The sequence below is a fragment of the Candidatus Symbiopectobacterium sp. NZEC151 genome (assembly GCF_025962655.1).
GTDB lineage: Bacteria > Pseudomonadota > Gammaproteobacteria > Enterobacterales > Enterobacteriaceae > Symbiopectobacterium.
This window is the reverse complement of sequence record NZ_JAGFPE010000002.1, coordinates 104,414-129,989: the sequence shown is the minus strand read 5'-3', so window position 1 is coordinate 129,989 and position 25,576 is coordinate 104,414. Positions and strand designations below refer to the sequence as shown.

General features: G+C 53.2%; 25 protein-coding genes. 18 read left to right on the top strand and 7 right to left on the bottom strand.

Going from position 1 to position 25,576, the window contains the following annotated elements:
- The first annotated feature begins 125 nt into the window (after window positions 1-125).
- The 14 genes from J5067_RS08675 to J5067_RS08610 all read left to right on the top strand — a co-directional run bounded on the left by J5067_RS08675 (window position 126) and on the right by J5067_RS08610 (window position 12,440).
- Window positions 126-2,183 (top strand): phage tail tape measure protein, encoded by a 2,058-nt coding sequence (locus J5067_RS08675; protein WP_264650909.1) that lies wholly within the window; start codon window positions 126-128, stop codon window positions 2,181-2,183.
- A complete protein-coding gene (locus J5067_RS08670) occupies window positions 2,176-2,511 on the top strand; it encodes a DUF2590 family protein (RefSeq protein WP_264628236.1) in 336 nt (111 codons plus the stop codon). The genes J5067_RS08675 and J5067_RS08670 overlap by 8 nt, the downstream gene beginning before the upstream one ends.
- Entirely contained in the window at window positions 2,501-3,685 is a 1,185-nt protein-coding gene (locus tag J5067_RS08665) for a baseplate J/gp47 family protein (protein ID WP_264650908.1), read from the top strand. The genes J5067_RS08670 and J5067_RS08665 overlap by 11 nt, the downstream gene beginning before the upstream one ends.
- Window positions 3,678-4,310 carry a phage tail protein gene (locus J5067_RS08660; protein ID WP_264627826.1) on the top strand — a complete coding sequence of 211 codons (633 nt, stop codon included), beginning with the start codon at window positions 3,678-3,680 and terminating at the stop codon, window positions 4,308-4,310. The genes J5067_RS08665 and J5067_RS08660 overlap by 8 nt, the downstream gene beginning before the upstream one ends.
- An 11-nt stretch (window positions 4,311-4,321) precedes the next feature.
- Window positions 4,322-5,614, top strand: a complete 1,293-nt coding sequence (locus tag J5067_RS08655) for a phage tail protein (RefSeq protein ID WP_264650907.1) — start codon at window positions 4,322-4,324, stop codon at window positions 5,612-5,614.
- A 23-nt stretch (window positions 5,615-5,637) separates the two neighbouring features.
- Window positions 5,638-5,865 carry a hypothetical protein gene (locus tag J5067_RS08650; RefSeq protein ID WP_264650906.1) on the top strand — a complete coding sequence of 76 codons (228 nt, stop codon included), beginning with the start codon at window positions 5,638-5,640 and terminating at the stop codon, window positions 5,863-5,865.
- A gap of 8 nt (window positions 5,866-5,873) precedes the next feature.
- On the top strand, window positions 5,874-6,179 hold the full coding sequence (locus J5067_RS08645) for a hypothetical protein (RefSeq protein WP_264627829.1): 306 nt from the start codon (window positions 5,874-5,876) through the stop codon (window positions 6,177-6,179).
- Between the two features lie 3 nt (window positions 6,180-6,182).
- Window positions 6,183-6,908 carry a hypothetical protein gene (locus J5067_RS08640; RefSeq protein ID WP_264650905.1) on the top strand — a complete coding sequence of 242 codons (726 nt, stop codon included), beginning with the start codon at window positions 6,183-6,185 and terminating at the stop codon, window positions 6,906-6,908.
- A gap of 45 nt (window positions 6,909-6,953) precedes the next feature.
- The gene (locus tag J5067_RS08635; RefSeq protein WP_264650904.1) at window positions 6,954-7,682 is read left to right on the top strand and encodes a hypothetical protein; all 729 of its coding nucleotides are present in this window, start codon (window positions 6,954-6,956) and stop codon (window positions 7,680-7,682) included.
- A complete protein-coding gene (locus J5067_RS08630; protein WP_264650903.1) occupies window positions 7,648-8,181 on the top strand; it encodes a hypothetical protein in 534 nt (177 codons plus the stop codon). The genes J5067_RS08635 and J5067_RS08630 overlap by 35 nt, the downstream gene beginning before the upstream one ends.
- On the top strand, window positions 8,181-9,833 hold the full coding sequence (locus J5067_RS08625) for a hypothetical protein (protein WP_264650902.1): 1,653 nt from the start codon (window positions 8,181-8,183) through the stop codon (window positions 9,831-9,833). Before J5067_RS08630 ends, J5067_RS08625 begins: the two co-directional genes overlap by 1 nt.
- A gap of 64 nt (window positions 9,834-9,897) precedes the next feature.
- Entirely contained in the window at window positions 9,898-10,437 is a 540-nt protein-coding gene (locus J5067_RS08620; protein ID WP_264650901.1) for a YfbU family protein, read from the top strand.
- A 530-nt stretch (window positions 10,438-10,967) separates the two neighbouring features.
- Window positions 10,968-12,080, top strand: a complete 1,113-nt coding sequence (locus J5067_RS08615; RefSeq protein WP_264650900.1) for a PIN domain-containing protein — start codon at window positions 10,968-10,970, stop codon at window positions 12,078-12,080.
- A gap of 48 nt (window positions 12,081-12,128) precedes the next feature.
- Window positions 12,129-12,440 carry a hypothetical protein gene (locus J5067_RS08610; RefSeq protein WP_264650899.1) on the top strand — a complete coding sequence of 104 codons (312 nt, stop codon included), beginning with the start codon at window positions 12,129-12,131 and terminating at the stop codon, window positions 12,438-12,440.
- A gap of 333 nt (window positions 12,441-12,773) precedes the next feature.
- Here the strand turns inward: J5067_RS08610 and tesA are convergent, their stop codons facing one another.
- Entirely contained in the window at window positions 12,774-13,442 is a 669-nt protein-coding gene (gene tesA / locus J5067_RS08605) for a multifunctional acyl-CoA thioesterase I/protease I/lysophospholipase L1 (RefSeq protein ID WP_264644984.1), read from the bottom strand.
- Here tesA and ybbA point away from each other — a divergent pair.
- Both ybbA and ybbP read left to right on the top strand, forming a co-directional pair.
- Complete coding sequence (gene ybbA, locus J5067_RS08600; RefSeq protein WP_264650898.1) at window positions 13,377-14,096, top strand: putative ABC transporter ATP-binding protein YbbA; 720 nt, start codon at window positions 13,377-13,379, stop codon at window positions 14,094-14,096. The genes tesA and ybbA overlap by 66 nt on opposite strands.
- Window positions 14,093-16,522, top strand: coding sequence for a putative ABC transporter permease subunit YbbP (gene ybbP, locus J5067_RS08595; protein WP_264650897.1), 2,430 nt, complete (start codon window positions 14,093-14,095; stop codon window positions 16,520-16,522). The genes ybbA and ybbP overlap by 4 nt, the downstream gene beginning before the upstream one ends.
- A gap of 129 nt (window positions 16,523-16,651) precedes the next feature.
- Here ybbP and J5067_RS08590 read toward each other — a convergent pair whose 3' ends face one another.
- The 6 genes from J5067_RS08590 to purM form a co-directional block, all read right to left on the bottom strand.
- On the bottom strand, window positions 16,652-17,002 hold the full coding sequence (locus J5067_RS08590; RefSeq protein ID WP_264628857.1) for a hypothetical protein: 351 nt from the start codon (window positions 17,000-17,002) through the stop codon (window positions 16,652-16,654).
- Window positions 17,003-17,261: 259 nt separating this feature from the next.
- Window positions 17,262-17,837, bottom strand: a complete 576-nt coding sequence (gene speG / locus J5067_RS08585) for a spermidine N1-acetyltransferase (RefSeq protein ID WP_264644987.1) — start codon at window positions 17,835-17,837, stop codon at window positions 17,262-17,264.
- 135 nt (window positions 17,838-17,972) lie between these two features.
- The gene (locus tag J5067_RS08580) at window positions 17,973-20,093 is read right to left on the bottom strand and encodes a TonB-dependent siderophore receptor (protein ID WP_264650896.1); all 2,121 of its coding nucleotides are present in this window, start codon (window positions 20,091-20,093) and stop codon (window positions 17,973-17,975) included.
- A complete protein-coding gene (locus J5067_RS08575) occupies window positions 20,083-21,207 on the bottom strand; it encodes an ABC transporter substrate-binding protein (RefSeq protein ID WP_264650895.1) in 1,125 nt (374 codons plus the stop codon). Before J5067_RS08575 ends, J5067_RS08580 begins: the two co-directional genes overlap by 11 nt.
- Before the next feature lie 208 nt (window positions 21,208-21,415).
- Window positions 21,416-22,054: a phosphoribosylglycinamide formyltransferase gene (purN, locus tag J5067_RS08570; RefSeq protein ID WP_264644990.1), complete on the bottom strand. Its 639-nt coding sequence runs from the start codon at window positions 22,052-22,054 to the stop codon at window positions 21,416-21,418.
- Window positions 22,054-23,091 (bottom strand): phosphoribosylformylglycinamidine cyclo-ligase, encoded by a 1,038-nt coding sequence (gene purM / locus J5067_RS08565; RefSeq protein WP_264650894.1) that lies wholly within the window; start codon window positions 23,089-23,091, stop codon window positions 22,054-22,056. The genes purN and purM overlap by 1 nt, the downstream gene beginning before the upstream one ends.
- Window positions 23,092-23,409: 318 nt before the next feature.
- Here purM and upp point away from each other — a divergent pair, with 318 nt between their 5' ends.
- Together upp and uraA are read left to right on the top strand one after the other, a co-directional pair.
- A complete protein-coding gene (upp, locus tag J5067_RS08560) occupies window positions 23,410-24,036 on the top strand; it encodes a uracil phosphoribosyltransferase (RefSeq protein WP_195314718.1) in 627 nt (208 codons plus the stop codon).
- Window positions 24,037-24,247: 211 nt separating this feature from the next.
- The gene (gene uraA, locus J5067_RS08555) at window positions 24,248-25,546 is read left to right on the top strand and encodes a uracil permease (protein ID WP_264644991.1); all 1,299 of its coding nucleotides are present in this window, start codon (window positions 24,248-24,250) and stop codon (window positions 25,544-25,546) included.
- Window positions 25,547-25,576 lie beyond the last annotated feature (30 nt).

Below are 25,576 nucleotides of genomic sequence, written 5' to 3'. Positions count from 1 at the left end.
TATTTGCCGCATGAATCGGACGATATCGATAATTTAGCCCGCGCCGTATGGCTTGATAATTCTCATTGGGAAAAGATGCGCGTATCTGTGGCGAATGGTATTGCGCTGGCATTTAAGGGCGATTAATGAAGCAATTAGATTTTACGCTGAGCTTAATAGATAAACTGACGCGCCCGATTAAACAGGCGCAAGCGTCAGTTACTGGCTTTGCGGATAAATCACAAGCGGCATTTAAAAAAATCGCCATTGGCGGCGCGGGATTATTTGCCACGGCCATTGCTATTAAAGATGCCCTTTCGCCCGCGATTGAAATGAATGATGCGCTGTTGTCTGCCTCAGCCCAGGGCGTCAGCGATGCCACGCTAAAGCAGGTGGCGGCCAACGGCCTGAAATTCAGCATTCAATACGGTAAATCGGCGTTGGAGTTTGTGCAGTCTACGGAAATCATCAAGCGCTCTGTGTCCGGGTTATCTGATGGCGAACTGCCACGCATGACAACCATCACCAACACTGTGGCCGCTGCGCTGAAAACCACGGCAGCGGAAACCACGGAATTTATGGGGCAGATGTTTGCCAATTTCCGCACCGATGCCAAAGCGTTGGGCAATGTGGATTTTGCGGAACGGGTAGCCGGAAAAGCGGCCTACATGCGCCAGGCGTTTGGCACCGAAATGGCCACTATCAAGGATTTGATGGAAGGGGCCAAAGGTGCCGGGACAAACTTTGGTATCGGCATGGATGAGCAAATGGCGGTGCTGGGCGAGTTACAGCGCACGCTAGGCACGGAAGCCAGCGGATCGTATGAGTCCTTTCTGACCGGTGCGGCGGAAGGGGCTAAAAAGCTGGGGCTGAGCTTTACCGACGCCAGCGGAAAAATGCTGTCGATGCCGCAAATGCTGGAAAAATTGCAGGGCAAGTACGGTGCCACCATTGAGGGCAACCTGAAAGCACAGAAGGAACTGGATGAAGCCTTTGGCGGTGGTTCTGCCGTTATCAAGCAGCTTTACGGCAATGTCGGCGTGTTGCAGCGCCATATCACTGAATTGGGCAGCAGCGACGGGATGAAGCGCGCCACGGAAATGGCCGAGAAGATGGCAAATCCGTGGGATCGCCTGGTGGCCGTCTGGTATGCCATGCGCGCCGCGATGGGGGCCACGTTGCTGCCGGTGCTCTATCCGTTGATTAACAAGCTGGCCGACGTGGGACAAACGTTGGTGCGGTGGCAAAACCTGTTTCCCAATATCACCCGCGTGATCGGCTATGCGGTGCTGGCTGTGCTAAGCCTGGCCGCTGCCGGTGCGGTGGTCAACATCGTGATGGGGGTATCTGCCTTTGTCATGGTGGGCTTGCGTGGACTGTGGGCCGGACTCACCACGGTGATGAAAATCCATGTTGGCGTGATCTGGTTGTATCACCGCGCGGTGCTGGCCTGGACGGCCACCATGCGGATATTACGCGGTGTGCTGTTGGCGGTGCGTATGGCCACGGTGTTAACCGGTGTGGCATTCAATTTTGCCTTATGGCCGGTGATGTTGGTGATTGCGGCGGTGGCGGCACTGGTTGCCGGGTGCTATCTGCTTTATCAGCATTGGGATCAGGTGATTGCCGCCATTACGCAGACAGAAGCCTTTCAGGTGCTGGCTGAGATCGTCAAGGTGACTGCGCAACTGTTTTCACTGGCCTGGGCGAACATTACCGAAGGTTGGGAACGTCTGGTGGCGGCTATCGGTAATTTTTCGCTGATGGACACCCTAAGCGGCGTGGCTACAGGCATTAGCAATCTGTTTAGCGGATTGTGGGAGGGCATTAAGGCGTCTTTTGCGGGCGTCTACGGCTGGATTGTCGAAAAGCTAAATCATATTCCCGGCGTCAGTATTGATATGCCCGGTAATACGCTGGCCGCAACGGGGGAAAACATTCAGCCGGTGGCGCAAATGCCGGTGATGCCCTTATCGGCACCGGTAATGCCCCTGGCGGCGCAGCCCATAAAACCGGGTGGCAATGCGCTGTTGACCGGGGGAAACCTCAAAGGCATTGAGCGCGGCGGGTTGAGTAAAGACATTAACAACAATACGCGATCGATTACGGATAACAGCAAACATATTGGCAGCGTGGTGATCCACGCCAATAACGGCATGACGCCGGAAAAATTGATGGAATGGGACGAACTGCGCAATGGATGATGCGAAATATATCGATCTGCTGATCACCGGGCGTAATTTTTCATTGAACGCCGGTAATGAGCCGAATCTGTGTAATAACCGGGTAAGCATTGGGCAAGACTGCGTACACACCATTATTGAAAGTGGACTCACCACACAATTAATCGCCGAGCGTAGCCCGACATTACGCGCCGACATCATGACGCAACTGATTATGTTAGTTGAAGAGGATGAACGGATTATTCCCGGTACGGTGGTATTGAGCGAAGAAACCAAAACGCGGCTATGGATCACCGCAGAAACCTATGATTTTGGCCCGCTGCAAGTGAGTGCAGATTATGACAGTTAAACCTCAGATTGATTACGAGCAGGCGCTGAGCGATGCCGGAATGCCGGTAACGGCGCAGGCGGTTAACGATAAATTCCAACAACTGGTTACTGCCGAAGGGCTGATCACCAATACCTCGAAAATGTCGCCTTTCTGGCGACTGATTAACGCCATCGTTACCACGCCGGTGATGTGGCTGAAAGACGTATTAATCAATGTGGTGTTGGCCAATATGTATTTGGCCACCGCATCCGGCAGCTTTTTGGAGGTGTTCGCCTGGGGCGTCAATCTGTCGCGCAAGCCTGCGACGGCCGCGCGCGGCGCGATGCGGTTTTTTAAAACCGCTGCCGATCAGGCGGTGATTATTCCTGCCGGAACGCTGGTGCAAACGGAGCGCATTAACGGCCAGGTGTACAGCGTGCGCGTACTGGCAGATACCACACTGGACGCGGGCAGCCTAAGCGGCTTGGTGTCGGTGGAAGCCAGCGGAACGGGCGGGGCGTTTAATCTGGCACCCGGTTATTACCGCATTCTGCCGGTAGCCGTATCGGGGATTGAGCGAGCAGAAAATGAGGAAAACTGGTTACTGACGCCAGGGGCTGATGCTGAATCTGATGATGACCTGCGCGATCGCTGTCGCAACCAATACAACCTGGTCGGCAACTACCACACCGATGCGGTGTATCGCAGCATGATTGCCGCCGTGGCGGGCCTGAGTATTGACCGGATTTTCTTTTTGCACGATGCGCCACGCGGGCCGGGAACGGCGAATGCCTATTTGTTGCTGGATTCCGGCGTGATTTCTGCGCCCTTTATCACAGCGGTGAATGACTACATCACCGCGCAGGGGCATCACGGCCACGGCGATGATATGCAGTGCATGGCCATGCCGGAAACGCAGCACGACCTAACACTGACGGTGTACGTCAACAATCTGGCCAACGTGACCGATGAAACGCTGACGGCATTACTGACCGGTTGTGAAAACCTGGTGCGTTGCGCGTTTCGGGAAAACAGCGCCTTTGACGTAAAAAAGACATGGCCTTATGCGCGTTTCTCGTTTTCTAACCTGGCGCGCGAGTTGCACCGCCAATACCCCCTGATCGATTCGTTGCATTTTTCGCTGGACGATATCGTTAGCGATCTGAGCGTGCCGCGTCTGGCGTCGTTATCGGTGGTGTCAGCCAATGCCTGATTTTAAGCAGCGGCTGGATAGCCTGCGCCTGCCATCATGGATGGACAGGGGCGAACCGGCCAGCCTGTTACGAGCGGCCCGCCACCACTGGCAGCAGGTGGGCGACTGGTTGCGCTGGCCACTCCAGCAGTGGGATGCGGAAACCTGCCCGTTGCCGCTGCTTGACGTGCTGGCGTATCAGCGCGATATCGAACGCTTTAACGGTGAGCCGATCAGCCTGTACCGCAAACGGGTAAAGCACGCGTTTATCAACGCGGTGGATGCGGGCAGCAAAGCCGGATTTATCGCCATCTTTGAACGGCTGGGCGTGGGTGCGGTGCAGTTGCAGGAACGGCAACCGGGCTACGATTGGGACGTGATTCTGGTTGGTATCAACGACGAGCAGTTGAGTACCTATAACGCGTTAATGATGAATCTGGTGCGTCAGTATGGCCGTACCTGTCGCCGCTATAACTTTGATGTGCTCAATGAGACACGCACGCAGGTTCATGCCGGGGCGTTTTCGCATGATGCGGAATATTTTTCTGCGGCTACGGATACCCTGCACGGCCTGGTGATGTTAACGCAGGTGACGAGTGCGCCGGATTTTTCAGCGGTAACGGACTACCACACCGCCAGTATTTAAAGGGAAAGGATATGGCCCAAAGCATTGTGACCCGCGCGTTTGAGGCGTGGAATGTGAACAAGGTTCTGGACGGGAAACCCGCCGTACCTGACAAGATTATTTTTGCGCTGATCCCCGGTCAGGATGAAAACCAGCCGATCAGCCGTGATGAAGGGATGCCCGCCGCCGCGATGATTAAAAACGCGCCGGATATTACGCAATATGGCGTCCTGAATGATAACGCGGTGGTTTACTCGGTGGTGCTGGATACCAGCGTGGGCGATTGGGATTACAACTGGATCGGGTTGGCTGACAGTAAAACCAATACCGTGCTGATGATTGTCCACGTTCGCACTCAGCAGAAACTCAAGACAAAGAACGGCCAGCAAGGCAATAGCCTGACGCGCAACCTGTCGATGCAGTTTGATGGCGCAGCAGAAGCGACGCAAATCAATGTCTCTGCGCAGACCTGGCAAATTGATTTCTCTGCCCGCCTGGCGGGTATTGATGAAATGCAGCGTCTGATCACCCTGGACACGTTCGGCAATGCGGCATTTTTGGCCGCTGGCTTTGAGGTGGTGCGCGCGGGTGAGCAATACACGGTCAGAAAAGGGATCGGTTATGTCGGCGGGCTGCGTGGCGAACTAACGCAAGAGCAAACGCTTAACGGGCTACGCTCAACCAAACTCTATGCCGATTTCAGCTACCAGGGCAGCGTGGTGGGTAAATGGCAAACGGCGGTTACGCTGCGTGCCGCCAACGATCTGAAAAACTACATTGATGCGGCGGGTTTTGCGCATTATGTGGCTCCGATTGCCAGTATTGACGCGTCCGGTAATGTCACTGATTTGCGGGTATTGGGCGCGCGTTACGATCGGGATATTGACGACATTAAAACGCGCTATGCCATCAAAACGGATTTATCAGCCTGGCAGTACACGGCGAAAGGGGACGAATTAACCCTATCCCCGCCGTATACGCTCAATGCCTGCATGATTTTTATTAACGGGGTTGAACAGGCGCTGAATTACTCGTATTCGCTGGAAGAAAACACCATCACGTTTGCCGAAGCCTTACTAAAAGGTGATTTTGTGAATGTGGTTTTTAATGTGCCGTTGTCAACGCAAGGGGCATTAACAAACGATAGCGAAACCAACGCGCTGTTATATGAAATCGATAAATTGCGGGCAGAGGTTAGAGGGCTAACCGGCAACAATTTTTTAAGCAGCGATAAAAATAACCTGATTGCAGCCGGAACGGATGCGGGGCTTTTTTTGCCGGAAAGCGTGTTGCAGAAAATCACCGGGATTGAAGTCAGTAATTAAGTTTTTAAACAAGGAAGGGAATTATGCCAGCTAAACGCACAGTCACATTAAATTTTAAAACCTCAGACGGAAAAACGTTACCTGCTGCATTCGACGTTTCTGACGGTGCAAGCGCTTATGAAGTCTGGAAAGCACAGGCCGGGAACGCCAATAAAACCGAAGCGCAATATGTGACAGAGAATAAGGGGGCTAAAGGTGATAACGGCGTCAGCATTACCGGCGTTGAGGTAACAATCAAAGAAAACGCGTGAGGTAATACATGGCCGCTGGGCGTACTGTTTCGCTCATTTTTAAAACCAGTGATGGCAAATCGTTACCCGCCATTTCTTTCAATGTTAACGATGGCGCAAAGGGCGATAACGCTTCACTGGTGATTGAGAATTTACGCCCAGCCGTTAAAGGCGGTGAAACGTCTTTTGCGGTGGGCAATGTCAATGTGATTTCTGTGCACCTTAACGGTGTCGGTCAACCGCTGGGATATGCCTACACCGTCGAAGCCAATACGGTGTATCTGGCCGAAGCGGTTAAAAGCACGGATGTGGTATCAATTGAGTTTGTGAGGTAATTAATGGCAAAGCCTACAGGGAAGTTAATCCGCCCGACGCCAGAATCGGTTGGGGCGTTACCCACTGGCGGAACGGCAGTGGCGGCAACAAAACTGGCAACAGCCCGCAAGATTAACGGTGTCGCCTTTGATGGCACCGGCGATATTAATTTATCATCGGCCAATATTGGGGCGCTGACGGATGCACAAGCGGCCCAAAAATATGCGATGCGCTCTATCAAAATTAACGGTCAGCCGCTTTCCGCTGATGTGAATTTGCTGGCTGGTGATGTGAATGCCTGGAATAAAACGGAAGCCGATGGCCGCTATCTGCTTAAAGCGGCGACGGCTGCCGCTGCCACTAAACTGGCGACGCCGCGTAAAATTAACGGTGTGCCCTTTGATGGAACAGCAGACATTAACTTAACGCCTGAGCAAATCGGCTTTTTGGGGATATCAGAGTCAGGCAGTGGAAGCGGTTTTTATTGGCGAAAATATACCGATGGCCGTATTGAGCTATTTGGCCGATTTGGTTTAACCATTGGTGCGCTGCTTGATGTCGTTTTCCCGAAAGTGTTTACAGAAAACCCAATGATTTTTATTCAAGAGAATGGCAACCCCGAGGTCAATGGTTGGGTGATGAGAGTTCGATCTCTGTCAAAGACGGGCTTTTCTGTGGCGTGGAACCAGTGGAGTGGTTCCGGCGCAGGTACTGCCATTGATGTGTGTTATCACGCTATCGGTAAATAATCAGTGAGTGCCACTGTGTACCTATTTGATGAGGAGCAAAGGCCGATGTGGCGTGATGCGGATATTCGTTTTCCGGCAGACATGGCCGCCATTCATTGCGCCGTGGTGCCGGTACATCCGTGGGTGTACGGCGCAGGCCAGAAAACGGCAACCGGCAGTTATTTAAGTCCGGCCAATGCGCTGGCGTATCTGGCTCCACGTATTCAGGCGGCGCAGGGTGAAAATCAGGTGGTGGTTCTGATGGTTTGTGCCGCAGCCCATGCAGATTTTATGCAACGCCTGGCGGCATTGACGGCGGTTTTTCCGCTGCCCGATTTAACCCAGGTGGCGCGCATGGCACAAGCGGCGGCAGAGCTGGAGACGGTAAAGATGCAGTTACCGGCGAAAGGCCAATCACTGCCCGCCGCCCTTCCGTTATCCGTTGCCACCAACCGCCAGGCGCTCAACGCGCAGCGTATTGCGGCCGCACAGGCGCAAGCGGCGGTATCCAGCAGTGTGGATGCCATCAAAAGCCAGTTGGCCAGCTTTGCCGCTGAGCGTGGCAACCTGCTGGAGAAAATCAGCCAGGGGCTGAGCGCATTACAGCAAGCCAGCGCCCGCGCCTGGGTATTTAGCGCTAAAGGACAAGGCAGCGTGATCGCTGCTGAAATGGTGAAGGACATTCCGCAACCGTCAACGGTGTATACCGCGGCGGTGATGTTTGTCGGGAAATCACTTAATGCACTGGAAGGCATGATCCATGAGCCAGATTATTACGCTCGCCCTCGATGGTGAGGCGATTCCCCTGCGTAGCCTGACGGTTACGCCATCAATGCAGTTTCAGGAAAAAGACCAATCCGGCCAAACGTCGAGCACCGCCAATGCAGAGCAGGGCATAAAGCCCAAAGAACTGCGCGTATCGGGCGTTATCCCGTTTACGGATGCGAAGGTGTTAACCCGCCTGTTTGCTCTGGCAGAAGCCAAAGAGGGCGGCAAACTGAAACGTTACCGGGTGGCCAACCCTACCGCACAGGCCATTAATTTTCGCCTGGCCACCTTCACCGGCTCGATCGATGCACCGAAGCAGGACGGGAAACAGGCGTGGTTAGTGACCTTTACCCTGCGTGAGCATGTGAGTGTGGCTGAGAAACGGGACGCGCGCGCAGATGGCAAAACCGCAGCACAAAAGCAATCACCAGGGCAGGGCGGTGGCAATGCCGCAGAGAGTGACGAGCAATTAAGCTGGTTTGAGCGCAAGGTGTTGAAACCGATCAATGACGGGTTGGGCAGCTAATGAAACCGATTAGGCGGCTGATGTTGTCCGGGGATGCGGTTCACCTGGTCAACGCTAACATGGTGCTGGAGCTAAACGCCTGTGGGCGCGGCTTTATCACCGTGGAAACCGATCAGGACTATACCGGCAAACTGGTGCGGCTGGATGTGGGCTACACCGATCTGGTGCTGCGCTGGTTTACCGGCTACGTGGAGCGCTCACAACCGGCAGAGAACGGCTATCAACGCTTGTTTGTGCGTGAACTGGCGGGCGTGTTCGAAAGGATGTGGCCGTGTTCGTTTCAACATCCGACGCTTAAGCAGTTGGGTGCCTGGCTGGAAGAAAACAGCGGTATCACTGTGCATCTGCCGGATGCCGACTACACGCGCAAACCCATTCCCCATTTCACCCATAGCGGCACCGGCTATCAGTTACTGGCTAACCTGGGCGCGGCGTTTGGCGTTACGGATTGCATCTGGCAAGTGTTGCCAGACGGTGGCCTGTATATCGGCAGTTGGCAGCACTCGCTGTTTGCGGATAAGCCTGTGGCTATTCCGCCAGAATTCAGCACAAGCCAGGCGGCGGGCAATAGCATGACATTGCCGGTGATCCAGTCGGTGCGCCCCGGCGTGGTAGTCAATGGCCAGCGCCTGACGTCAGTACGGCTAACCGATGATGATATGGCCGTTACCTGGACACCGCTTAATGCCCTGACGGGCAAACCTTTGCAACGCACACCGGCGCAGCGCCAGATTGATGCCGCCTATCCCGAATTATCCGCAGGGCTGCATCTGCCGCGCTTTGCCCGAGTGGAAGGGCCAGCGGAGAGCGTCAGCAGTGGCAATATTGCCGATCCGTTTCGCCCACGCTATGCGGTAGATGTGCAGTTGCTGGATGCAGACGGCAACCCGGTCAAGAATACGCCGGTTTACCCCGCCGTCCCGCTGCCGGTGCCGATGGCGGGCAGTGAGTCGGGCATGTTCCAGTTTCCCCCGGCTGGCACACTGGTGGAGATAGGTTTCACTGAGGGACGGCCCGATCGCCCGTTCGTGCGGCAAACGCTGGCACAGGGCCACAGTCTGCCGGATGTGAAGCCAGGAGAGCAGCTACAGCAGCAGCGTGCGGAAGTGTCGCAGCGTGTGACGGTGGCGGGGGATTGGGAGCGGCAGACCGACCAGGCCATTAAAGAATCGTCTATGCGTCGGGATATCACCGCCGATGAAGAAAAACGCACCGTTGTGGCCAGAGAGACCACGATACAGGCCATGGACAAAACCACGGTATTGGGCACCTCTACGCTGATGGCCGGTGCCGTGGTGCAGATTGCCCAGGGAGATCACAGCCTGGCCACGCAGGCGGGATATGTGGCCAGCGTCGGTAAATCGGCAACATGGGACGTAGGGCAAGACCTGATAGAGAAAATCGGCAATATCCGCCGCAGTATCGCCGCACAGCGTCAGGAGCTTATCGCGCCTGTGGTGTGGGTAGGCAATCAGCAAATCAATGTGATGCAGTTGATGATCGAGACGCTGGACGTGGTGCAGGAGCTGGCAGCGCAGACCGCAACGCATACCCATTCCAACACCGGCGCACCGGTCAATGCTAATGCTATTGCAGCAACCGGCACCAAATCTAGCGCGTTGCAAGCCAGGTACAGCCCGGTTATTGGCTAGGTTCTATTTATTTTTCCTTGAGTTGGTCTATTTTATAATTTCCTACAAACCATAAGGGAATGCCATGAAGCTTACAAATTCAGAAAAATTAATTCTTACTATGCTCAGCGAAATCTATGAAAAGTTGGGTATGAATGACGGTCATAATGAAATCGATGGTAATTTTGTCAAATCTGCCATCCAAAAAAATCATACATGGGCCTTATCATGGAAGTATCAAGGTATCGCGTTTGATGAAGAAGACCAGCCTCATGAAGTTGATGAAGTCGTTAACTATCTAGATATGTGGGATTTTTTGGAAGAGTCAGCGGGTAGCCTTTCTGCTGCAGATCAAGCAGAGCTAGTTGAAAGAATGCCTGGATTTGCAGGGTTACCTGTTTTTAAAGGTTTTGATGGAAACAACGAGTCCCGTTATTGGAGTACGGCTCTTTTCATGGTCAATCACCTAGACAGTTTCACCAGATTCCAGGGCAGGGATCTAAACTCCCACTGCCCATTGGTACAGCGCTATAGTCGAATGTATGCAGTGTTCGAACCTATAAGAAATAGGCTGTTTGGGAGATGTTTAACCATTGACGAAATGGTATCAATACTCAACGCTTGATTATGTATAACCCGCCCGCCGAGAGCGGGTTTTTTGTACCCGCAATACAGCGCCACCAAACCGGCCACAATCTGTTATCTCCATCAATCACCTAATGCCATGTCCATCATTCGGATCGCCTCACCACGTCCCGCAGGCGCAGCCAGCGCATACACAAAATAAACGCTCACATGACAAAATCCGCGCTACACCGCACCCGCCTGCGGTTTTCTGATCAGGAAAATTTTTCAGTTTTTTTTTTCTACAAACCGATACGCCAGCCCACGCCGCCGCAGGGGTTTTGGTGAAGGTCTCAAACTGAAAAGATTGAAAGGAATTTCATTTATTTTCAGTTTTAAACATCTATCAATGAGTTGGTCTTTTCTTTAAAGTATTGATAAATAATAATAAAATGTGTTTTCTGTGAGTGCGTTATTATCGTGGAAGGTGATAGGTTCACTACTAACACTGGATGATGATTGTAAGTGTGCTAGATTAGTTGCTGATTTATAATGTATTTTTATTTTTCTCTCTATTAAAGGAGAAGGGCGATGGCTGAAAAGTATACCGCGATTCTTATAGATACTTCAGTTTATGAGCAGTATGGGCTGCGCATGGAGAAAGGGTTACTTGGCAAGTTAACGCAGTTCAGTCGTGTAGAAACCAAATTATTATTGCCTGATGTTATTTACAGCGAAGTAAGGAAGCATCTTGATGTCAAAATTAAGGCTTCAAAAGTTTCATTAGAAAAGGCTCTTGATGAAGCTAGTGACCATTTATTCTTCGAAGGTAGTGAACTTAATTGCGCAAGGAAGAGTTTAATAGAAGGTAAGGAGATCGAAGGATTAGGTAAAAGTAGGATAGATAAGTTTGCGAAAGCAACCGCAGCACTGATGTTGGAGACCGGTGAGTATGTATCTGTTCCTGAGTTACTGCGAAGCTACTTCACATCTAAACCTCCTTTTGCTGAAACGGGAAAGAAAAAAAGTGAATTTCCAGACGCCATTATACTGATGGCGGTTCAGTCGTGGGCTGAGCAAAATCAAGAAAATGTTCTTGCAGTTGCGAGGGATGAGGATTGGGCACGTTTTTGTGAACATTCTAAATTTATTCATTACGAAACCGATTTGGCTAAAGCGTTAGCGTATTTTAATGAGGAAACCGCTCCTTATGCACTGACTGATAATTTGGAAAGGGCATTAAATGAAGGTGTTGCTCAAAAATTTATCGATGATATTGCCGAGGAGTTAAATTCAGCATTATCAAACTTTGCACCCTACCAAGAGGCTAATTCTTATTTGTATTGGGAACCTGGTGGAAGTTCTGGTGGCTTTAAACATTTTGAGTTCTCAGACAATCGTTTTAGTGTGATCGATAAGGACGAAAACAGGGTGGTTCTCGAAGCATATGCTGATATAACTGTATATATAGATGGTGATTTCTCTCTATCAGTTTATGATTCTATCGATAAAGACCATGTTTTCATGGGATCAGTTACTAAAAGGGTTGTGGAAACTTTTACCTCTGCAATATTGATTACTATCTCAGGGGAGTTAACAGGTCCGATTGAGAATTTGATTGTGGAAGAAGTGGAGGTAATAGAAAAACCGGACTTGATCGATTTTGGTGAGTTAGAAATGGAATATCAACCAGATTACGATTGAAGTCTGTCATGGCCGTTTTTTAGCTCATATTTATATAGGATTTACTACATGACTAATAATTTCAGCAATAAAATTAATAGATTAACACGAAACCTTGAAGGGATTGGAAGTACAACGCAGCTAACTTTTCCTGAGTTATTCAACCCGACGTTCCTGAAAGAATGTTCCTCGTTTACTTCAATTGAAGATTTGTTTGAAAAATCTGGTTTCAAAGTAGAGTCTATGGAGGATTTCAAAGCGATACCGGATGAGGAGTGGGAACGCTTCATCGTAAAAAACACAAAGTATGAAAGTTGGTTAGACATGCAAAAGGATGCAACGACCAAACTGCTAAGTCAGCGACTTATGGACGGTTTATAGCAGTTAATGATCCATGCGGCTAATATTTGATCTGTGTGGACGCAAAATGGACACTAGACGTAAAAAGGGGTGCGATCTCACGCAACCCCTTATTTTAATTGGTGGTTTGGTAGGATTGAACCGCCTCCGAAATTCCTACATTCACCGTGCTAGATAGTAACATCAGATATACAGTGCCGCCATTTTGCCGCCCATATCAATGTTTGTTTATTTAAGTGTATGATTTAATTGTTTTTTATTTTATCATTAAGTATTTTTGCATAACTTTACCTAAGTAAAAAGCCCTATTTTTCAAGAGTCATGGTTAACTAGCAATGAGACGCAAATAAGCGGTCACAGATTCACTAACGGTTTAAGCTGTTTTGCCATCCAGTCGGCAATAAACGGCTGCGCTTCGCGCGTAGGGTGGATACCATCGTCTTGCATCCATTCCGGCTTAAGATAAACCTGTTCCATAAAGAACGGCACCAGCGGGATGGAAAATTGCTGCGCCAGTCGCGGGTAAATGGCGCTGAACGTCGTGGTGTAGCGCTGACCGTAGTTGGCAGGCAGGCGGATTTGCATTAGCAAAGGCTGTGCATTGGCCGTTTTCACCTGATTGATGATGGTGGTCAGGTCCTGTTCGATGGTTGGTGGGGGAAAGCCGCGCAGGCCATCATTGCCGCCCATTTCGATCAGTACCCAGCGTGGCTGATGTTGTTGCAGCAGTGCCGGTAAACGCGCTAGCCCTTGTGAAGCGGTATCGCCGCTGATGCTGGCGTTAACGATTTTTATGCCGTCAGGGCTCGCTTTTTGCCAGTGCTCATTGAGCAGGGCGGGCCAGGCGGAAGCGGCGGGCATGCGATAGCCCGCGCTCAGGCTGTCTCCCAATACCAGGAGCGTTTCCGCAGCAAATGCGCGGGCGCTGAGTAATCCCAGCAGCAAAAGGATGTAGATATGTCTTTGAATGGCGTCTCTTCGGCAGCCACCGCGTCGGCGGAAAATATTCTGGAAGTTCATCATTTAAGTAAGCACGTCGGTCAGGGTGAACATCGGCTTTCCATCCTCACCGGAGTTGAGCTGGTTGTCAAACCCGCGCAGTCGATTGCGCTGATCGGTGAGTCCGGTTCAGGGAAATCGACGCTGCTGGGAATACTCGCTGGGCTGGATGACGGCAGTGAAGGTGATGTCAAACTGCTCGGCGAATCGTTGGGTGCCCTGGATGAAGATGGGCGCGCTGCGCTGCGTGCCCGCGATGTCGGGTTTGTGTTTCAGGCGTTTATGTTAGTGCCGACGCTGAATGCGCTGGAGAACGTGCAACTGCCCGCGCTGTTGCGCGGTGAAAGTGATGCACAAAGCCGTGCGCAGGCAGAACAGTTGCTGCGTCAGTTGGGATTGGGCGAGCGCTTGCACCATTTGCCCGCGCAGTTATCCGGCGGTGAGCAACAGCGTGTCGCCATTGCGCGCGCCTTTAGCGGACGGCCCCGCGTGCTGTTTGCGGATGAACCGACCGGCAATCTGGATCGCAAAACCGGCGAACGCATTGTGGATCTGTTGTTTTCACTCAATCGTGATTATGCCACCACGCTGATTCTGGTTACCCACGATGAGCAGTTGGCAGCACGCTGCGAACGGCGTTTGCGGCTGTTGGACGGCAAATTGCAGGAGGTGGCATGATCTGGCGCTGGTTTTGGCGGGAGTGGCGATCTCCATCGCTGCTGATCGTGTGGCTGGCGTTAACGCTGGCGGTGGCGTGCGTGCTGGCGTTGGGCAATATCAGCGATCGCATGGAGAAAGGGCTAAGTCAGCAGAGCCGTGATTTTCTGGCCGGCGATCGCGTGCTGCGCGCCGCGCGTCCGGTCGATGAGGATTGGCTGCAAACGGCACAGCAACAAGGGTTGACGGTCAGTCGTCAGGTGTCGTTCATGACCATGACCTATGCCGGCGAACAAGCGCAGTTGGCGCGCGTCAAGGCGGCGGACGATCGCTACCCGCTCTACGGCCAGCTCCAGACGCGTCCGGAAGGGTTGCACCCGGTTCCTGGCTCGGTATTGGTCGCTCCGCGACTGCTGGCGTTGCTGGGCCTGAATGTCGGGGATAACCTCGATGTGGGCGATACCACGCTGCGCATCGCCGGGGAACTGATTCAGGAGCCGGACGAAGGGTTTAACCCGTTTGATACTGCACCGCGCGTGTTGATGAGCCGCGCCGATGTGGAAAAAACCGGAGCGATACAGCCGGGCGGACGCATTACCTGGCGCTATATGTTTGCCGGTGATGAAGCGCGTATCGCGCTGTTCAGCGATTTTATCAAGCCGCTGCTAAAACCGGATCAGCGCTGGTACGGCATGGAAGACAGCGACGGGGCATTAAGTAAATCCCTGCAACGTTCGCAGCAGTTTTTACTGCTATCGGCGCTGTTGACGCTGCTGTTGTCCGTTGCGGCGGTGGCCGTTGCCATGGGGCACTATTGCCGCAGCCGCTACGATTTGGTGGCGGTACTCAAAACCCTGGGGGCGGACAAACGTGCGCTGCGGCGTTTGATTGTCGGACAATGGGTGTCGGTGCTGGCGTTGGCTGGCCTGTGCGGCAGTCTGGTGGGGTTAGGTTTTGAAGCGATACTCACGCGTTTGTTGGCGCCGGTGCTGCCCACGGCGTTGCCTGCGGCGGGGTTGTGGCCGTGGGTATGGGCATTGGGATCGCTGGTGGTGATTTCGCTGCTGGTGGGATTACGTCCTTACCGCCTGCTGCTGGCAACCCAGCCGCTGCGGGTGCTGCGTCAGGATATCACGGCGAACGTCTGGCCGTTGCGTTACTATCTGCCTGCGGTGGCGCTGATTGTGGTGGCTGGGCTGGCGCTGCTCTCTGGCGGTGGCACGTTGCTGTGGGCGTTGCTTGGCGGTACGGCGGTGCTGGCGCTGTTGCTGGGTATTGTCGGCTGGGGCGGGTTGATAGTGTTGCGCCGCCTGACGGTCAAGCATCTGCCGTTGCGTCTGGCAGTCAATCGCCTGTTACGCCAGCCGTGGTCCACCTTGAGCCAACTGGCGGCCTTTTCCCTGTCGTTTATGTTGCTGGCGTTATTGCTGGTGATGCGTGGTGATTTGTTGGAGCGTTGGCAGCGTCAACTGCCGCCGGAAAGCCCCAACTATTTCTTGCTGAATATCGCACCCTCTCAGGCGGCACCACTGAAAACCTTCCTTGAGCAGCACGCGGTGAAGCCGGAATCATTTTATCCGATCATTCGTGCGCGCCTGACGGCTATCAACGGTCAGGTGGCGACCGAGCGTATCCACGAAAACGATCCGGGTGCTAATACGGTTAACCGCGAACTGAACCTGACCTGGATGGAGGGGTTGCCGGATCACAATGTGCTGACGGCCGGGCAAGCGCCGAAAGCGGGGGAAGTCTCGATGGAGGCGAATGAAGCACAGGAGATGGGCATTAAGCTCGGTGACACCCTGACCTTCACTGGCGACACGCAGCCTTTTAGCGCCACGGTGACCAGCTTCCGGCGCGTGGATTGGGAAAGTTTGCGACCGAATTTCTTCTTTATTTTCCCGCCCGGCGCGCTGGATACGCAGCCGCAATCGTTACTGACCAGTTTCCGCCACGACGGTGACGACAAGCTTGTCGTGCAGCTTAATCGCCAATTCCCCACGGTCAGCGTGCTGGATGTGGGCACGATGCTGCGCCAGATTGGTCAGGTATTGCAGCAGGTGAGTCGCGCGCTGGAAGTGATGGTGGTGCTGGTGTTGTTCTGCGGCGTGCTGCTGCTGTTGGCGCAAATTCAGGTTGGCATGCGCCAGCGGCGTCAGGAGTTGATGGTTTATCGCACGCTGGGGGCTGGGCGTCGCTTGCTGCGTGGCACCCTGTGGTGTGAGTTTGCAGCGCTGGGCCTGATGTCGGGCGTAGCGGCCGCTATTGGCGCGGAAGTGGCGCTGTGGCTGCTGCAACGCAAAGTGTTTGATTTCCCCTGGGAGCCTAATGTGGTGATGTGGGGAGCGCTGCCACTCAGTGCGGCCTTGCTGCTGTCGCTGTGCGGCGGCTGGCTGGGACTGCGGTTATTAAGTGGTAAAGCGTTATTTCGGCAGTTTGCCGGGTAGCGAGTTGGGTCATTGAGACGGAATAGTGGTGTCCGTTGCGCTGACACGTTTACAGTGAATGATGACGCCATCCTTAAGAGAAGTGCAGTTTATTCTCGCGGGGATGACGTCAACCCAAAGTACATCGACTCAGTCGGAAGGTCCCTTACCGATCAGACTCACCTCCAATCTCGTTTTATTATTATCACCTTTTGAAGGTGTTAATAGAATACTTTGAATACTAGGCGCGCTGAGGCTGATCGTTTTTGTTTTTGATACTGAAAATAGATTTGAGTTAATCATGTTTGTGACGCTGATATTTATTTTTTGCTCATCCTTATTCTTGCCTTGAGATAGAGATACGGAGTTCAGGGATGAGTGTTTGATATTTAATATTCTCTTCAGTATGTTGTAGGGTGAATGGTTACTTAAATGACTTTCAGAGTTGAAATCAATGACGACTGTAGGGGAAGATGTTTTAACTGCTGTCGCTGATAACATAACTATCTCCTTAGTTGAGCTCATAGAGTAATTTGTATTGCGGTCAGTTAAGAGCCAGGAAACGCTTTTTTTTATCTGTGGTATTTTCTTAAGAGATATGAAGTGGTTTTGTTATGTTGTTCATAAGGAAACGCATGGCTGTATTTCCCTTACAATGTATGTTCTATGAGAGTTAACTGATTATATGTGTTTGTTAATAGTCGATTATATTCAATTTAAATATAACCGACTGTTTAAGTATTTTGAATGCGATTAAATATCAACGCGTGATATCTGCTTCTGGTGACGGTTTTTCTGCTGTCGCGTTCGCCTTGTACCGTTCCATATACTGGTGCTGGAAAATGCACATGCGAATGGTATTCCGGTATTCGCCGTTAATAAAAAACTCGTGGCGCAGTTCGGCCTCGACTTCGAAACCCAGCTTGGCATAAATGTGGATAGCCTTGGTGTTCTCTTTATCCACAATCAGGTACAGCTTGTACAGGTTCAGCACGGAAAACCCGTAATCCATCGCCAGCTTGGCGGCGGCGCTGGCGTAGCCACGCCCTTGATGGGCGGGGTCGATAATAATCTGGAATTCAGCACGGCGGTGGATATGGTTGATTTCCACCAGTTCGACCAGACCTACCCGATTTTTTTCAAACGCGATGATAAAGCGCCGCTCGCTTTGGTCGTGAATGTGCTTGTCGTAGAGATCGCACAATTCCACAAAGGCCTCATAGGGCTCTTCGAACCAATAACGCATCACGCTGGCATTGTTATCCAACTGATGGACAAAATTGAGATCCTCTCGTTCCAGAGGCCGTAAACGCACGATATTGCTCGCGCCAGACATGGTTCCTCCCATTACATGTTTGCCACATGGCAACAGGATGAGTATAGCGTGCTTTGTTCTCAGAACCACCGTTTGTGAGGGGAGGGAAAGGAGCGCGCCCTTATGGTTAAGATCACAGGGCGCGGCATGGCAGGATTAAAAATCTACGCTGGCGCGCAGCAGTACCTGACGTGGTTCACCCACCGCCACTCGCAGGTTGTTGCCGCTGGACGGATAGTAGGTTTTATCAAACAGATTCTTCACGTTCATCTGCCATTTCACCTTGTAGCCGTTAAACGGCACGGTATAGGCAACGAAGGCGTCAGCAACGGTGTAATCATCGACATAGAAACTGTTGGCTGCATCTCCCGCGCGGCGACCCACGTAGCGCGCACCGGCACCTGTGCGCAGGTCGTCTCCGGCATGCCAGCCAAGCGATCCGAAATCTTGCGTCAGAAACAGCGCGGCAGTGTGGCGGGCGGCGTTGGTCATTTCGTTGCCGTTGTTTTTCGGATCGGCAACCACGCGCGCCTCGGTGAAGGCGTAGCTACCGATCAGGCTCAGCGAGTCGGTAAGCTTACCGGCCATATCCAGCTCAATGCCCTGTGAGCGTACTTTGCCTGAGGTGCGCGTCACCGTTTCATTGCCGATGGTTTCATCCACCATCACGTTACGTTTTACGATATCGAACAGCGCCAGGTTGGCGGTGATACGGTCCGGCAGATCGATTTTGGTGCCCACTTCATACGAACGGCCCAGTTCCGGAGGAAGTGCGCCAATTTGAGTGGCAATGGACGAGTTGGGTTTGAACGATTCGCTGTAGCTGGCGTAGAGCGAACTGTTTGGCGTCAGGCTGTAGATAACGCCGGTGCGCGGAACCAAACGGTGGTAGGAACCGTCGGTGTTGGCGACGAACGGGCGGCCTTTGCCTGCCATGACATCAAAGCTGTCGTAGCGTAACCCGCCCAGCAATTGCCAGCGTTCGTTCAGGCGCAGGGTGTCTTGCACGAAAAAGCCGGTGCTGTCGATATTTTCACGCTGATCGCTGTCTTTGGCGCTGACCGTGGTGGAAGCGGGCAGTGTGCCGTAGACCGGGTTGTAAATGTTGAAGCCGGAGGCTGCTGTGCCACGGATCATGTCGCCACGGAAGGTACGATCGGCTTCATAGTCAACGCCAAACAGCAGTTGATGGTTGATGCGTCCCCAGTCTACGTCGCCGTTCAGGGTCAATTGAACGATTTGCGCCTGACTGCGTGCGTCAGCTGTGGCATCCGCCTGACGGGTCAGTATTCCGGTCGCCGCGTTGAATTTGGTGGCGCGCGCCTGATTGTCGCTATAGCGGTTACGTGCATAGGAGTAGGCGAGGTTGCTTTTCCAGCGATCGTTGAGCGTCCGCTCCATCTGGAGCGTCACGGTGTCCTGATCGCCGCGCGTGGCGTTGTAATGTTCATCAAAGCGGCGATCGCGCGGCGTATTGACCGGCTTGCCGGTGTTAGGATTGATGATGGTGCCGCGATCGAACGGCGTCAGGTATTCCTGATGTTCATAGGCAAGGCGCACCGTGGTGTCATCGCCATACCACATCACTGACGGCGCCACGGTGGTTTGGCGCTTGCGGCCAAAATTGCGCCAGTAATCGGTTTCGTCGTGATCGACCAGCATGCGGTAAGCGAGACCGTTGTCCCCCAGTGGGCCGGTGACATCCACCTGACCGCCGCCCCCGTTAAAACTGCTCTGCCAGCCTTCGATATGGGTTTTTTGAACCAGTTCCGGTTTTTTGCTGATGATGTTGATCACGCCGCCGGGTTCACCCATGCCGTACAGCATCGAGGCGGGGCCTTTGAGGACTTCAACGCGCTCGCTGGTAGGCGTGAAATTGCGGGCCTGAATCGAACGAATGCCATCGCGAAACAGCGAGCCATCGCGGTTGTCGCCAAACCCACGTTTTATCACCGCATCCTGCGTACCCCCGAGCGTGTTGGCTTGGGTAATACCGCTGATGCTGTACAGCGCTTCGTCCAACGTGCGTGCTGCCTGATCGCGTAACACCTGCGGTGGCACAACGTTAACTGCCTGCGGCACGTCCAGCAGACGTGCTTCGGTGCGTGTGCCGGTTACGCTTTTGTGCGGTTGATAGCTGCTGTCTGTATCCGCGGTAGCGCGGTCAGATTGGGTGACCACCACGGTGTCTTCCTGCGCGCTCGATGAGGCAGCGTGCGAACCCAGTGGCAACAGCGCGATAAGTGGCCAGCCGCGACGGATAAAATTAGCGTTCATGTGCGATGTGACTCCAGAATGTCCCTGAAAATTCAATAGGTAAGAATTGTTGGTAGAGTTGTTTTAAGGTGTCTTGCGGTTGCAGATCGGCAAACAGATCGGGGTAGAGCGCTTTGGCAAACATCTCCACCATCACCACGTGATACGGGCTCAGGTAGAAGTTGTGCCACATACTCCAGGCGCGCCCCTGCTGCACGGCGTTCAGGTGTGACAGAATGGGTTCTTGTTGTAGCAGGGTAGTAAAACTGTTTTGCGCTTGCTGCTGGGAAACATCCGGGCCCAGCATCAATGTTGAGAAACGTTTTCCTTCTGGCCCTGCCATGCCGGTGGCGATGTAGACATCCGGGTTGGCTGCCAGCACTTTTTCCGGGTTGAGTTCACCGTAGACGCGCTGAATGCTGTCGGCCGCAATGTTATCGCCACCCGCAAAGGTTAACAGTTCACCGAGATTGCCACCGACCGCTGTGGTACAGCAGGTATCGCGGCGGCCCAGATGCAGGTGCAGCATCACGGTAGGCTTTTGCCCGTGATAGTGCGCCAGCCGTTGCGAAATGGCATCCATATGCTGCTGATAGAACGCGCTGAACGCGGCAGCACGCTCAGTGCGGTTTAGCACCTCGCCGAGTAAACGGACGCTGGGCAGGGTGTTTTTCAACAATTCAACGCGCAGATCGACATAAATCACCGGGATGCCTGCGCGTTCAAGCGTTTGCTGTAGCGCCTCATCCTCCGCCGAGGTTTTAGCCAGACGCGGCAGGATAACCAGATCGGGTTTTAACGGCAGAATGGCTTCGGCATTCAGCGTACGCGGTCCCCCATCGCCAAGGCGTGGGATTTGTGCAATGGCAGGAAACGCAGCGGTGTATTTTTCCCAGCTTTGCGCATCGTAACGCGCCAGATCGCCGGGCCAGCCGACCACTCGCTGTGCCGGATTGCCGGGTTCCAGCAACGCAAGGGTATAGAGCAACCGGCTTTCACCAAGAAAAAGACGTGAAGGATTATCGGGAATGGCTACCTGGCGTCCCAGCAGGTCGGTAACGGTCTTTCCCCAGGCGGTGGTGTTCGCCAACAACAGCATGACCAGTAACGCTTTGGTCAGGAATAACGCACGCATATTCGCCCTCTGCATAAAATCGAGCAGGGGAAGTTAATGAGTATGAGAGTGATTATCAATAATACTAAGGTGGGGAAAGTGCGACAAAAAGATAATGTTGTTTTATATCATTAGGATGGTAATTATTTTGTAAATAAATAAAGTGTCGAACAATGGGAACTTTCAGGGCGGCAGGGTGCTACCGCCTGAACGTCAAGGGGGATTACCGTTATTCGGCAGCGTAACCCTGTTTGGGAATACGCACGCCGTCAAGCCAGGCTTCGCCCTCGCGCATTTTAAGACGGCCTTCGGCAAACCAGTTCACCACCAGCGGATAGATGGTGTGTTCCTGAGTTTGTACCCGAGCCGCAAGCGCTTCTTCCGTATCATCACCAAACACCGGGACCTTGGCTTGCAGAATCAGGGGGCCACCGTCCAGTTCGTCAGTCACGAAGTGGACCGAGGTGCCATGTTCCTTATCGCCCTTTTCCAGCGCTTTGCGATGGGTGTGCAGACCCGGATACTTGGGCAGCAGAGACGGATGGATATTCAGCATTTTGCCTGCAAACAGCGCAACGAATTCCGGGCTGAGGATGCGCATATAACCCGCCAGTACCACCAGGTCCGGCTGGTATTGCGCCATCTCTTCTGCCATTGCGGCGTCAAAGGCGGCTCGGTCAGCAAACCCTTGCGGGTCGATGACATGGGCCGGAATCTCGGCTTCTTGCGCCAGCACCAGACCATAGGCTTCTGGATTGTTGCTGAACACGGCTGCGATATTTGCTTTGACGCGCTTGCGCGCGCAGGCGTCAATCAACGCCTGCAAGTTGCTTCCTTGACCTGAGAGCAAGACAACGATGTTTTTCATTAATTAATGACCACTGCGTCTCCGGCGTTAGCGGGTTGAATAACGCCAATTTTCCATGCGGTTTCACCCTGGCTATTGAGGAATGCCACGGCTTCCTCTGCCTGTTCAGCAGGCAGTGCGATAATCATACCCACACCGCAGTTAAAAGTACGGTACATTTCGTGACGGCTGACGTTGCCCGTCTGTTGCAGCCAGTTGAACACGGCGGGCCACTGCCAGCTGGATTCATCAATGTTGGCCTGCATGCCTTCTGGCAGCACGCGTGGGATATTTTCCCAGAAACCGCCACCGGTCAGGTGAGCAATTGCGTGTACATCTACTTTTTCAATCAGCGCCAGAATAGATTTAACGTAGATCTTGGTCGGTGCCAACAGATGATCGGCCAATGACTTGCCTTCAAGCGTCGTCTGTTCCGGATCGGTTTTGCTCACCTCAAGAACCTTACGTACCAGTGAATAGCCGTTAGAGTGCGGGCCACTGGCTGCCAGTGCTATCAGGGTATCACCTGCCTGCACTTTACTTCCGTCGATGATCTCTGATTTTTCAACAACACCGACGCAAAAACCGGCGACATCGTAATCTTCACCGTGGTACATGCCGGGCATTTCAGCGGTTTCGCCGCCGACCAGCGCGCAGCCTGACTGCTTGCACCCTTCGGCGATACCGGTGATCACGCTGGCGGCGGTATCGACATCCAGTTTCCCCGTGGCGTAGTAATCCAGGAAGAACAGCGGCTCGGCCCCTTGAACTACCAGATCGTTGACACACATGGCCACCAGGTCGATACCGATGGTGTCGTGGCGTTTCAGATCCATGGCAAGACGCAGTTTGGTGCCGACCCCATCAGTACCGGAAACCAGAACCGGTTCACGGTATTTTTGGGGCAAGGCGCACAGGGCACCGAAACCGCCCAGACCGCCCATCACTTCAGGACGACGGGTTTGTTTCACTACGCCTTTAATACGGTCTACCAATGCGTTGCCAGCATCAATATCCACGCCTGCGTCTTTGTAGCTAAGAGAGGTTTTGTCGGTCACTGCGGAGTCCCCACGGAGAATACAATTGGTGGTGAGATAGTGAGCATATCCAGCCTGGTGGATCTACCCCTATCGAAGCGCGCTAATTCTAACAGCGAGAGCAATCGTTTGCGAGTGGTGTGTTGCCTGCTTTGCATTTTTCCTGTTCAATGAGAATTTCCCTGCCCGGTTGATCTGGATCAGGCTATAACCTGTAGCGCTTAAGCAAAAAAGCGGTATAATCCCGCGATTTTTTTTATGATGGGCTGCCATGTCCGCCCTCGGCGCACCGATTCTGCGTCGTGAGGATATCCGTCCACTTTCTATAGGGGGAATAGAATGAAGGTCGTCGAGGTTAAACACCCGCTCGTCAAACATAAGCTTGGCCTGATGCGTGAAAACGATATAAGTACAAAACGCTTTCGTGAACTGGCATCCGAAGTCGGCAGCTTATTGACCTATGAAGCCACTGCCGATCTGGCTACAGAGAAAGTAACCATCGAAGGCTGGTGCGGTCCGGTGGAAGTCGATCAGATCAAAGGCAAAAAAATTACCGTGGTGCCGATCCTGCGTGCAGGTCTGGGCATGATGGAAGGCGTGCTGGAAAACGTACCGAGCGCGCGCATCAGCGTGGTGGGCATGTACCGCAACGAAGAGACGCTGGAGCCGGTGCCTTATTTCCAGAAACTGGTCTCCAACATTGATGAGCGTATGGCGCTGGTGGTGGATCCGATGCTGGCGACCGGTGGTTCGATGATTGCCACTATCGATCTGCTGAAGAAAGCGGGTTGCCAGAGTATCAAGGTATTGGTGCTGGTGGCTGCACCGGAAGGGATTGCCGCGTTGGAAAAAGCGCACCCTGACGTTGAGCTGTATACCGCTTCCGTCGATAAGGGACTCAACGAGCATGGCTACATCATGCCGGGTCTGGGTGACGCGGGCGATAAGCTCTTTGGTACTAAATAAGCCGTATCAGCCGACTGAGTAAGTCGGCTTTTTTTTGCGCCAGTTTCGCCGCGCAAAACCCATGGCGGTTTTTCACCCATGTTTCGCACGATTTTTATAATCAGCCTCGCTTCCCTACGCGGTGACGCGTGGGGGCGGCTGGGCTGTGATAATGATGCTGGACCAACCGGCTAACCACAACATCAAGTGACTTTTACAGAGGATATAAACGATGACTCGTCGCGCCATCGGGGTGAGTGAACGACCCCCCTTGCTACAAACCATCCCGCTGAGCTTCCAGCACCTGTTTGCCATGTTCGGCGCGACGGTGTTGGTGCCGATTCTGTTCAAAATCAACCCCGCGACCGTGCTGCTGTTCAACGGCATTGGCACATTGCTGTATCTGTTTATCTGTAAAGGCAAGATCCCGGCGTACCTGGGTTCCAGCTTTGCCTTTATTTCTCCGGTACTGTTGCTGCTGCCGCTGGGCTATGAAGTGGCGCTGGGCGGTTTTATCATGTGCGGCGTGCTGTTCTGCCTGGTATCGCTGATTGTGCAACGCGCGGGTACCGGCTGGCTGGATGTGATTTTCCCACCGGCGGCGATGGGGGCAATTGTTGCGGTCATCGGTCTGGAACTGGCGAGCGTTGCGGCGGGCATGGCCGGTCTGCTGCCTGCGGATGGTGCGTCTGTCGATAGCAAAACCGTGATTATTTCGTTGGTGACCTTGGGCGTTACCGTTCTGGGCTCGGTACTGTTCCGCGGTTTTCTGGCCATCATCCCGATTCTGATCGGCGTGCTGGTGGGTTATGGCTTATCGTTTGCCATGGGCGTGGTAGATTTCGCCCCCATCGCACAGGCTCACTGGTTTGCACTGCCAACCTTCTATACGCCGCGCTTTGAATGGTTTGCCATTCTGACTATCCTGCCTGCCGCGCTGGTAGTGATTGCGGAACACGTGGGCCACCTGGTGGTTACCGCCAATATCGTGAAAAAAGATCTGATGCGCGATCCTGGCTTGCACCGTTCGATGTTTGCCAACGGCCTTTCTACCATGATCTCCGGTTTCTTCGGTTCAACCCCGAATACCACTTACGGTGAAAACATTGGTGTGCTGGCTATCACCAAGGTCTACAGCACCTGGGTGATCGGCGGTGCGGCAATCCTTGCCATTCTGCTCTCCTGCGTGGGCAAACTGGCGGCAGCGATTCAAGCGGTACCCGTGCCGGTTATGGGCGGCGTTTCTCTGCTGCTGTACGGCGTGATTGGTGCTTCCGGTATTCGTGTGCTTATCGAGTCCAAAGTGGATTACAACAAAGCGCAAAACCTGATTCTGACCTCGGTTATCCTGATCATCGGGGTGAGCGGTGCGAAAGTGCATCTGGGTGCTGCCGAATTGAAAGGCATGGCGTTAGCCACCGTAGTGGGTATTGCACTGAGCCTGCTGTTCGCGCTGATCAACCGTTTCAGAAGCGAAGAAGTGGTGCTGGATGCCGAAGATAACGCCGAGGAGACTTCTCGCGCGTCATAAACTGAGCATTGCTCAGGTTTCCGGGGATGG

Coding starts and splice junctions, on each gene's coding strand:
- tesA (WP_264644984.1), bottom strand. CDS start 13,442: ATGATGAACTTCCAGAATATTTTCCGCCGACGCGGTGGCTGCCGAAGA.
- J5067_RS08620 (WP_264650901.1), top strand. CDS start 9,898: ATGAAGCTTACAAATTCAGAAAAATTAATTCTTACTATGCTCAGCGAA.
- speG (WP_264644987.1), bottom strand. CDS start 17,837: ATGTCTGGCGCGAGCAATATCGTGCGTTTACGGCCTCTGGAACGAGAG.
- J5067_RS08615 (WP_264650900.1), top strand. CDS start 10,968: ATGGCTGAAAAGTATACCGCGATTCTTATAGATACTTCAGTTTATGAG.
- J5067_RS08660 (WP_264627826.1), top strand. CDS start 3,678: ATGCCTGATTTTAAGCAGCGGCTGGATAGCCTGCGCCTGCCATCATGG.
- J5067_RS08590 (WP_264628857.1), bottom strand. CDS start 17,002: ATGTTATCAGCGACAGCAGTTAAAACATCTTCCCCTACAGTCGTCATT.
- J5067_RS08625 (WP_264650902.1), top strand. CDS start 8,181: ATGAAACCGATTAGGCGGCTGATGTTGTCCGGGGATGCGGTTCACCTG.
- upp (WP_195314718.1), top strand. CDS start 23,410: ATGAAGGTCGTCGAGGTTAAACACCCGCTCGTCAAACATAAGCTTGGC.
- J5067_RS08635 (WP_264650904.1), top strand. CDS start 6,954: ATGTGGCGTGATGCGGATATTCGTTTTCCGGCAGACATGGCCGCCATT.
- J5067_RS08665 (WP_264650908.1), top strand. CDS start 2,501: ATGACAGTTAAACCTCAGATTGATTACGAGCAGGCGCTGAGCGATGCC.
- J5067_RS08670 (WP_264628236.1), top strand. CDS start 2,176: ATGGATGATGCGAAATATATCGATCTGCTGATCACCGGGCGTAATTTT.
- J5067_RS08580 (WP_264650896.1), bottom strand. CDS start 20,093: ATGAACGCTAATTTTATCCGTCGCGGCTGGCCACTTATCGCGCTGTTG.
- J5067_RS08575 (WP_264650895.1), bottom strand. CDS start 21,207: ATGCGTGCGTTATTCCTGACCAAAGCGTTACTGGTCATGCTGTTGTTG.
- J5067_RS08675 (WP_264650909.1), top strand. CDS start 126: ATGAAGCAATTAGATTTTACGCTGAGCTTAATAGATAAACTGACGCGC.
- J5067_RS08650 (WP_264650906.1), top strand. CDS start 5,638: ATGCCAGCTAAACGCACAGTCACATTAAATTTTAAAACCTCAGACGGA.
- J5067_RS08640 (WP_264650905.1), top strand. CDS start 6,183: ATGGCAAAGCCTACAGGGAAGTTAATCCGCCCGACGCCAGAATCGGTT.
- ybbA (WP_264650898.1), top strand. CDS start 13,377: ATGTCTTTGAATGGCGTCTCTTCGGCAGCCACCGCGTCGGCGGAAAAT.
- J5067_RS08655 (WP_264650907.1), top strand. CDS start 4,322: ATGGCCCAAAGCATTGTGACCCGCGCGTTTGAGGCGTGGAATGTGAAC.
- J5067_RS08610 (WP_264650899.1), top strand. CDS start 12,129: ATGACTAATAATTTCAGCAATAAAATTAATAGATTAACACGAAACCTT.
- ybbP (WP_264650897.1), top strand. CDS start 14,093: ATGATCTGGCGCTGGTTTTGGCGGGAGTGGCGATCTCCATCGCTGCTG.
- J5067_RS08645 (WP_264627829.1), top strand. CDS start 5,874: ATGGCCGCTGGGCGTACTGTTTCGCTCATTTTTAAAACCAGTGATGGC.
- purN (WP_264644990.1), bottom strand. CDS start 22,054: ATGAAAAACATCGTTGTCTTGCTCTCAGGTCAAGGAAGCAACTTGCAG.
- J5067_RS08630 (WP_264650903.1), top strand. CDS start 7,648: ATGAGCCAGATTATTACGCTCGCCCTCGATGGTGAGGCGATTCCCCTG.
- uraA (WP_264644991.1), top strand. CDS start 24,248: ATGACTCGTCGCGCCATCGGGGTGAGTGAACGACCCCCCTTGCTACAA.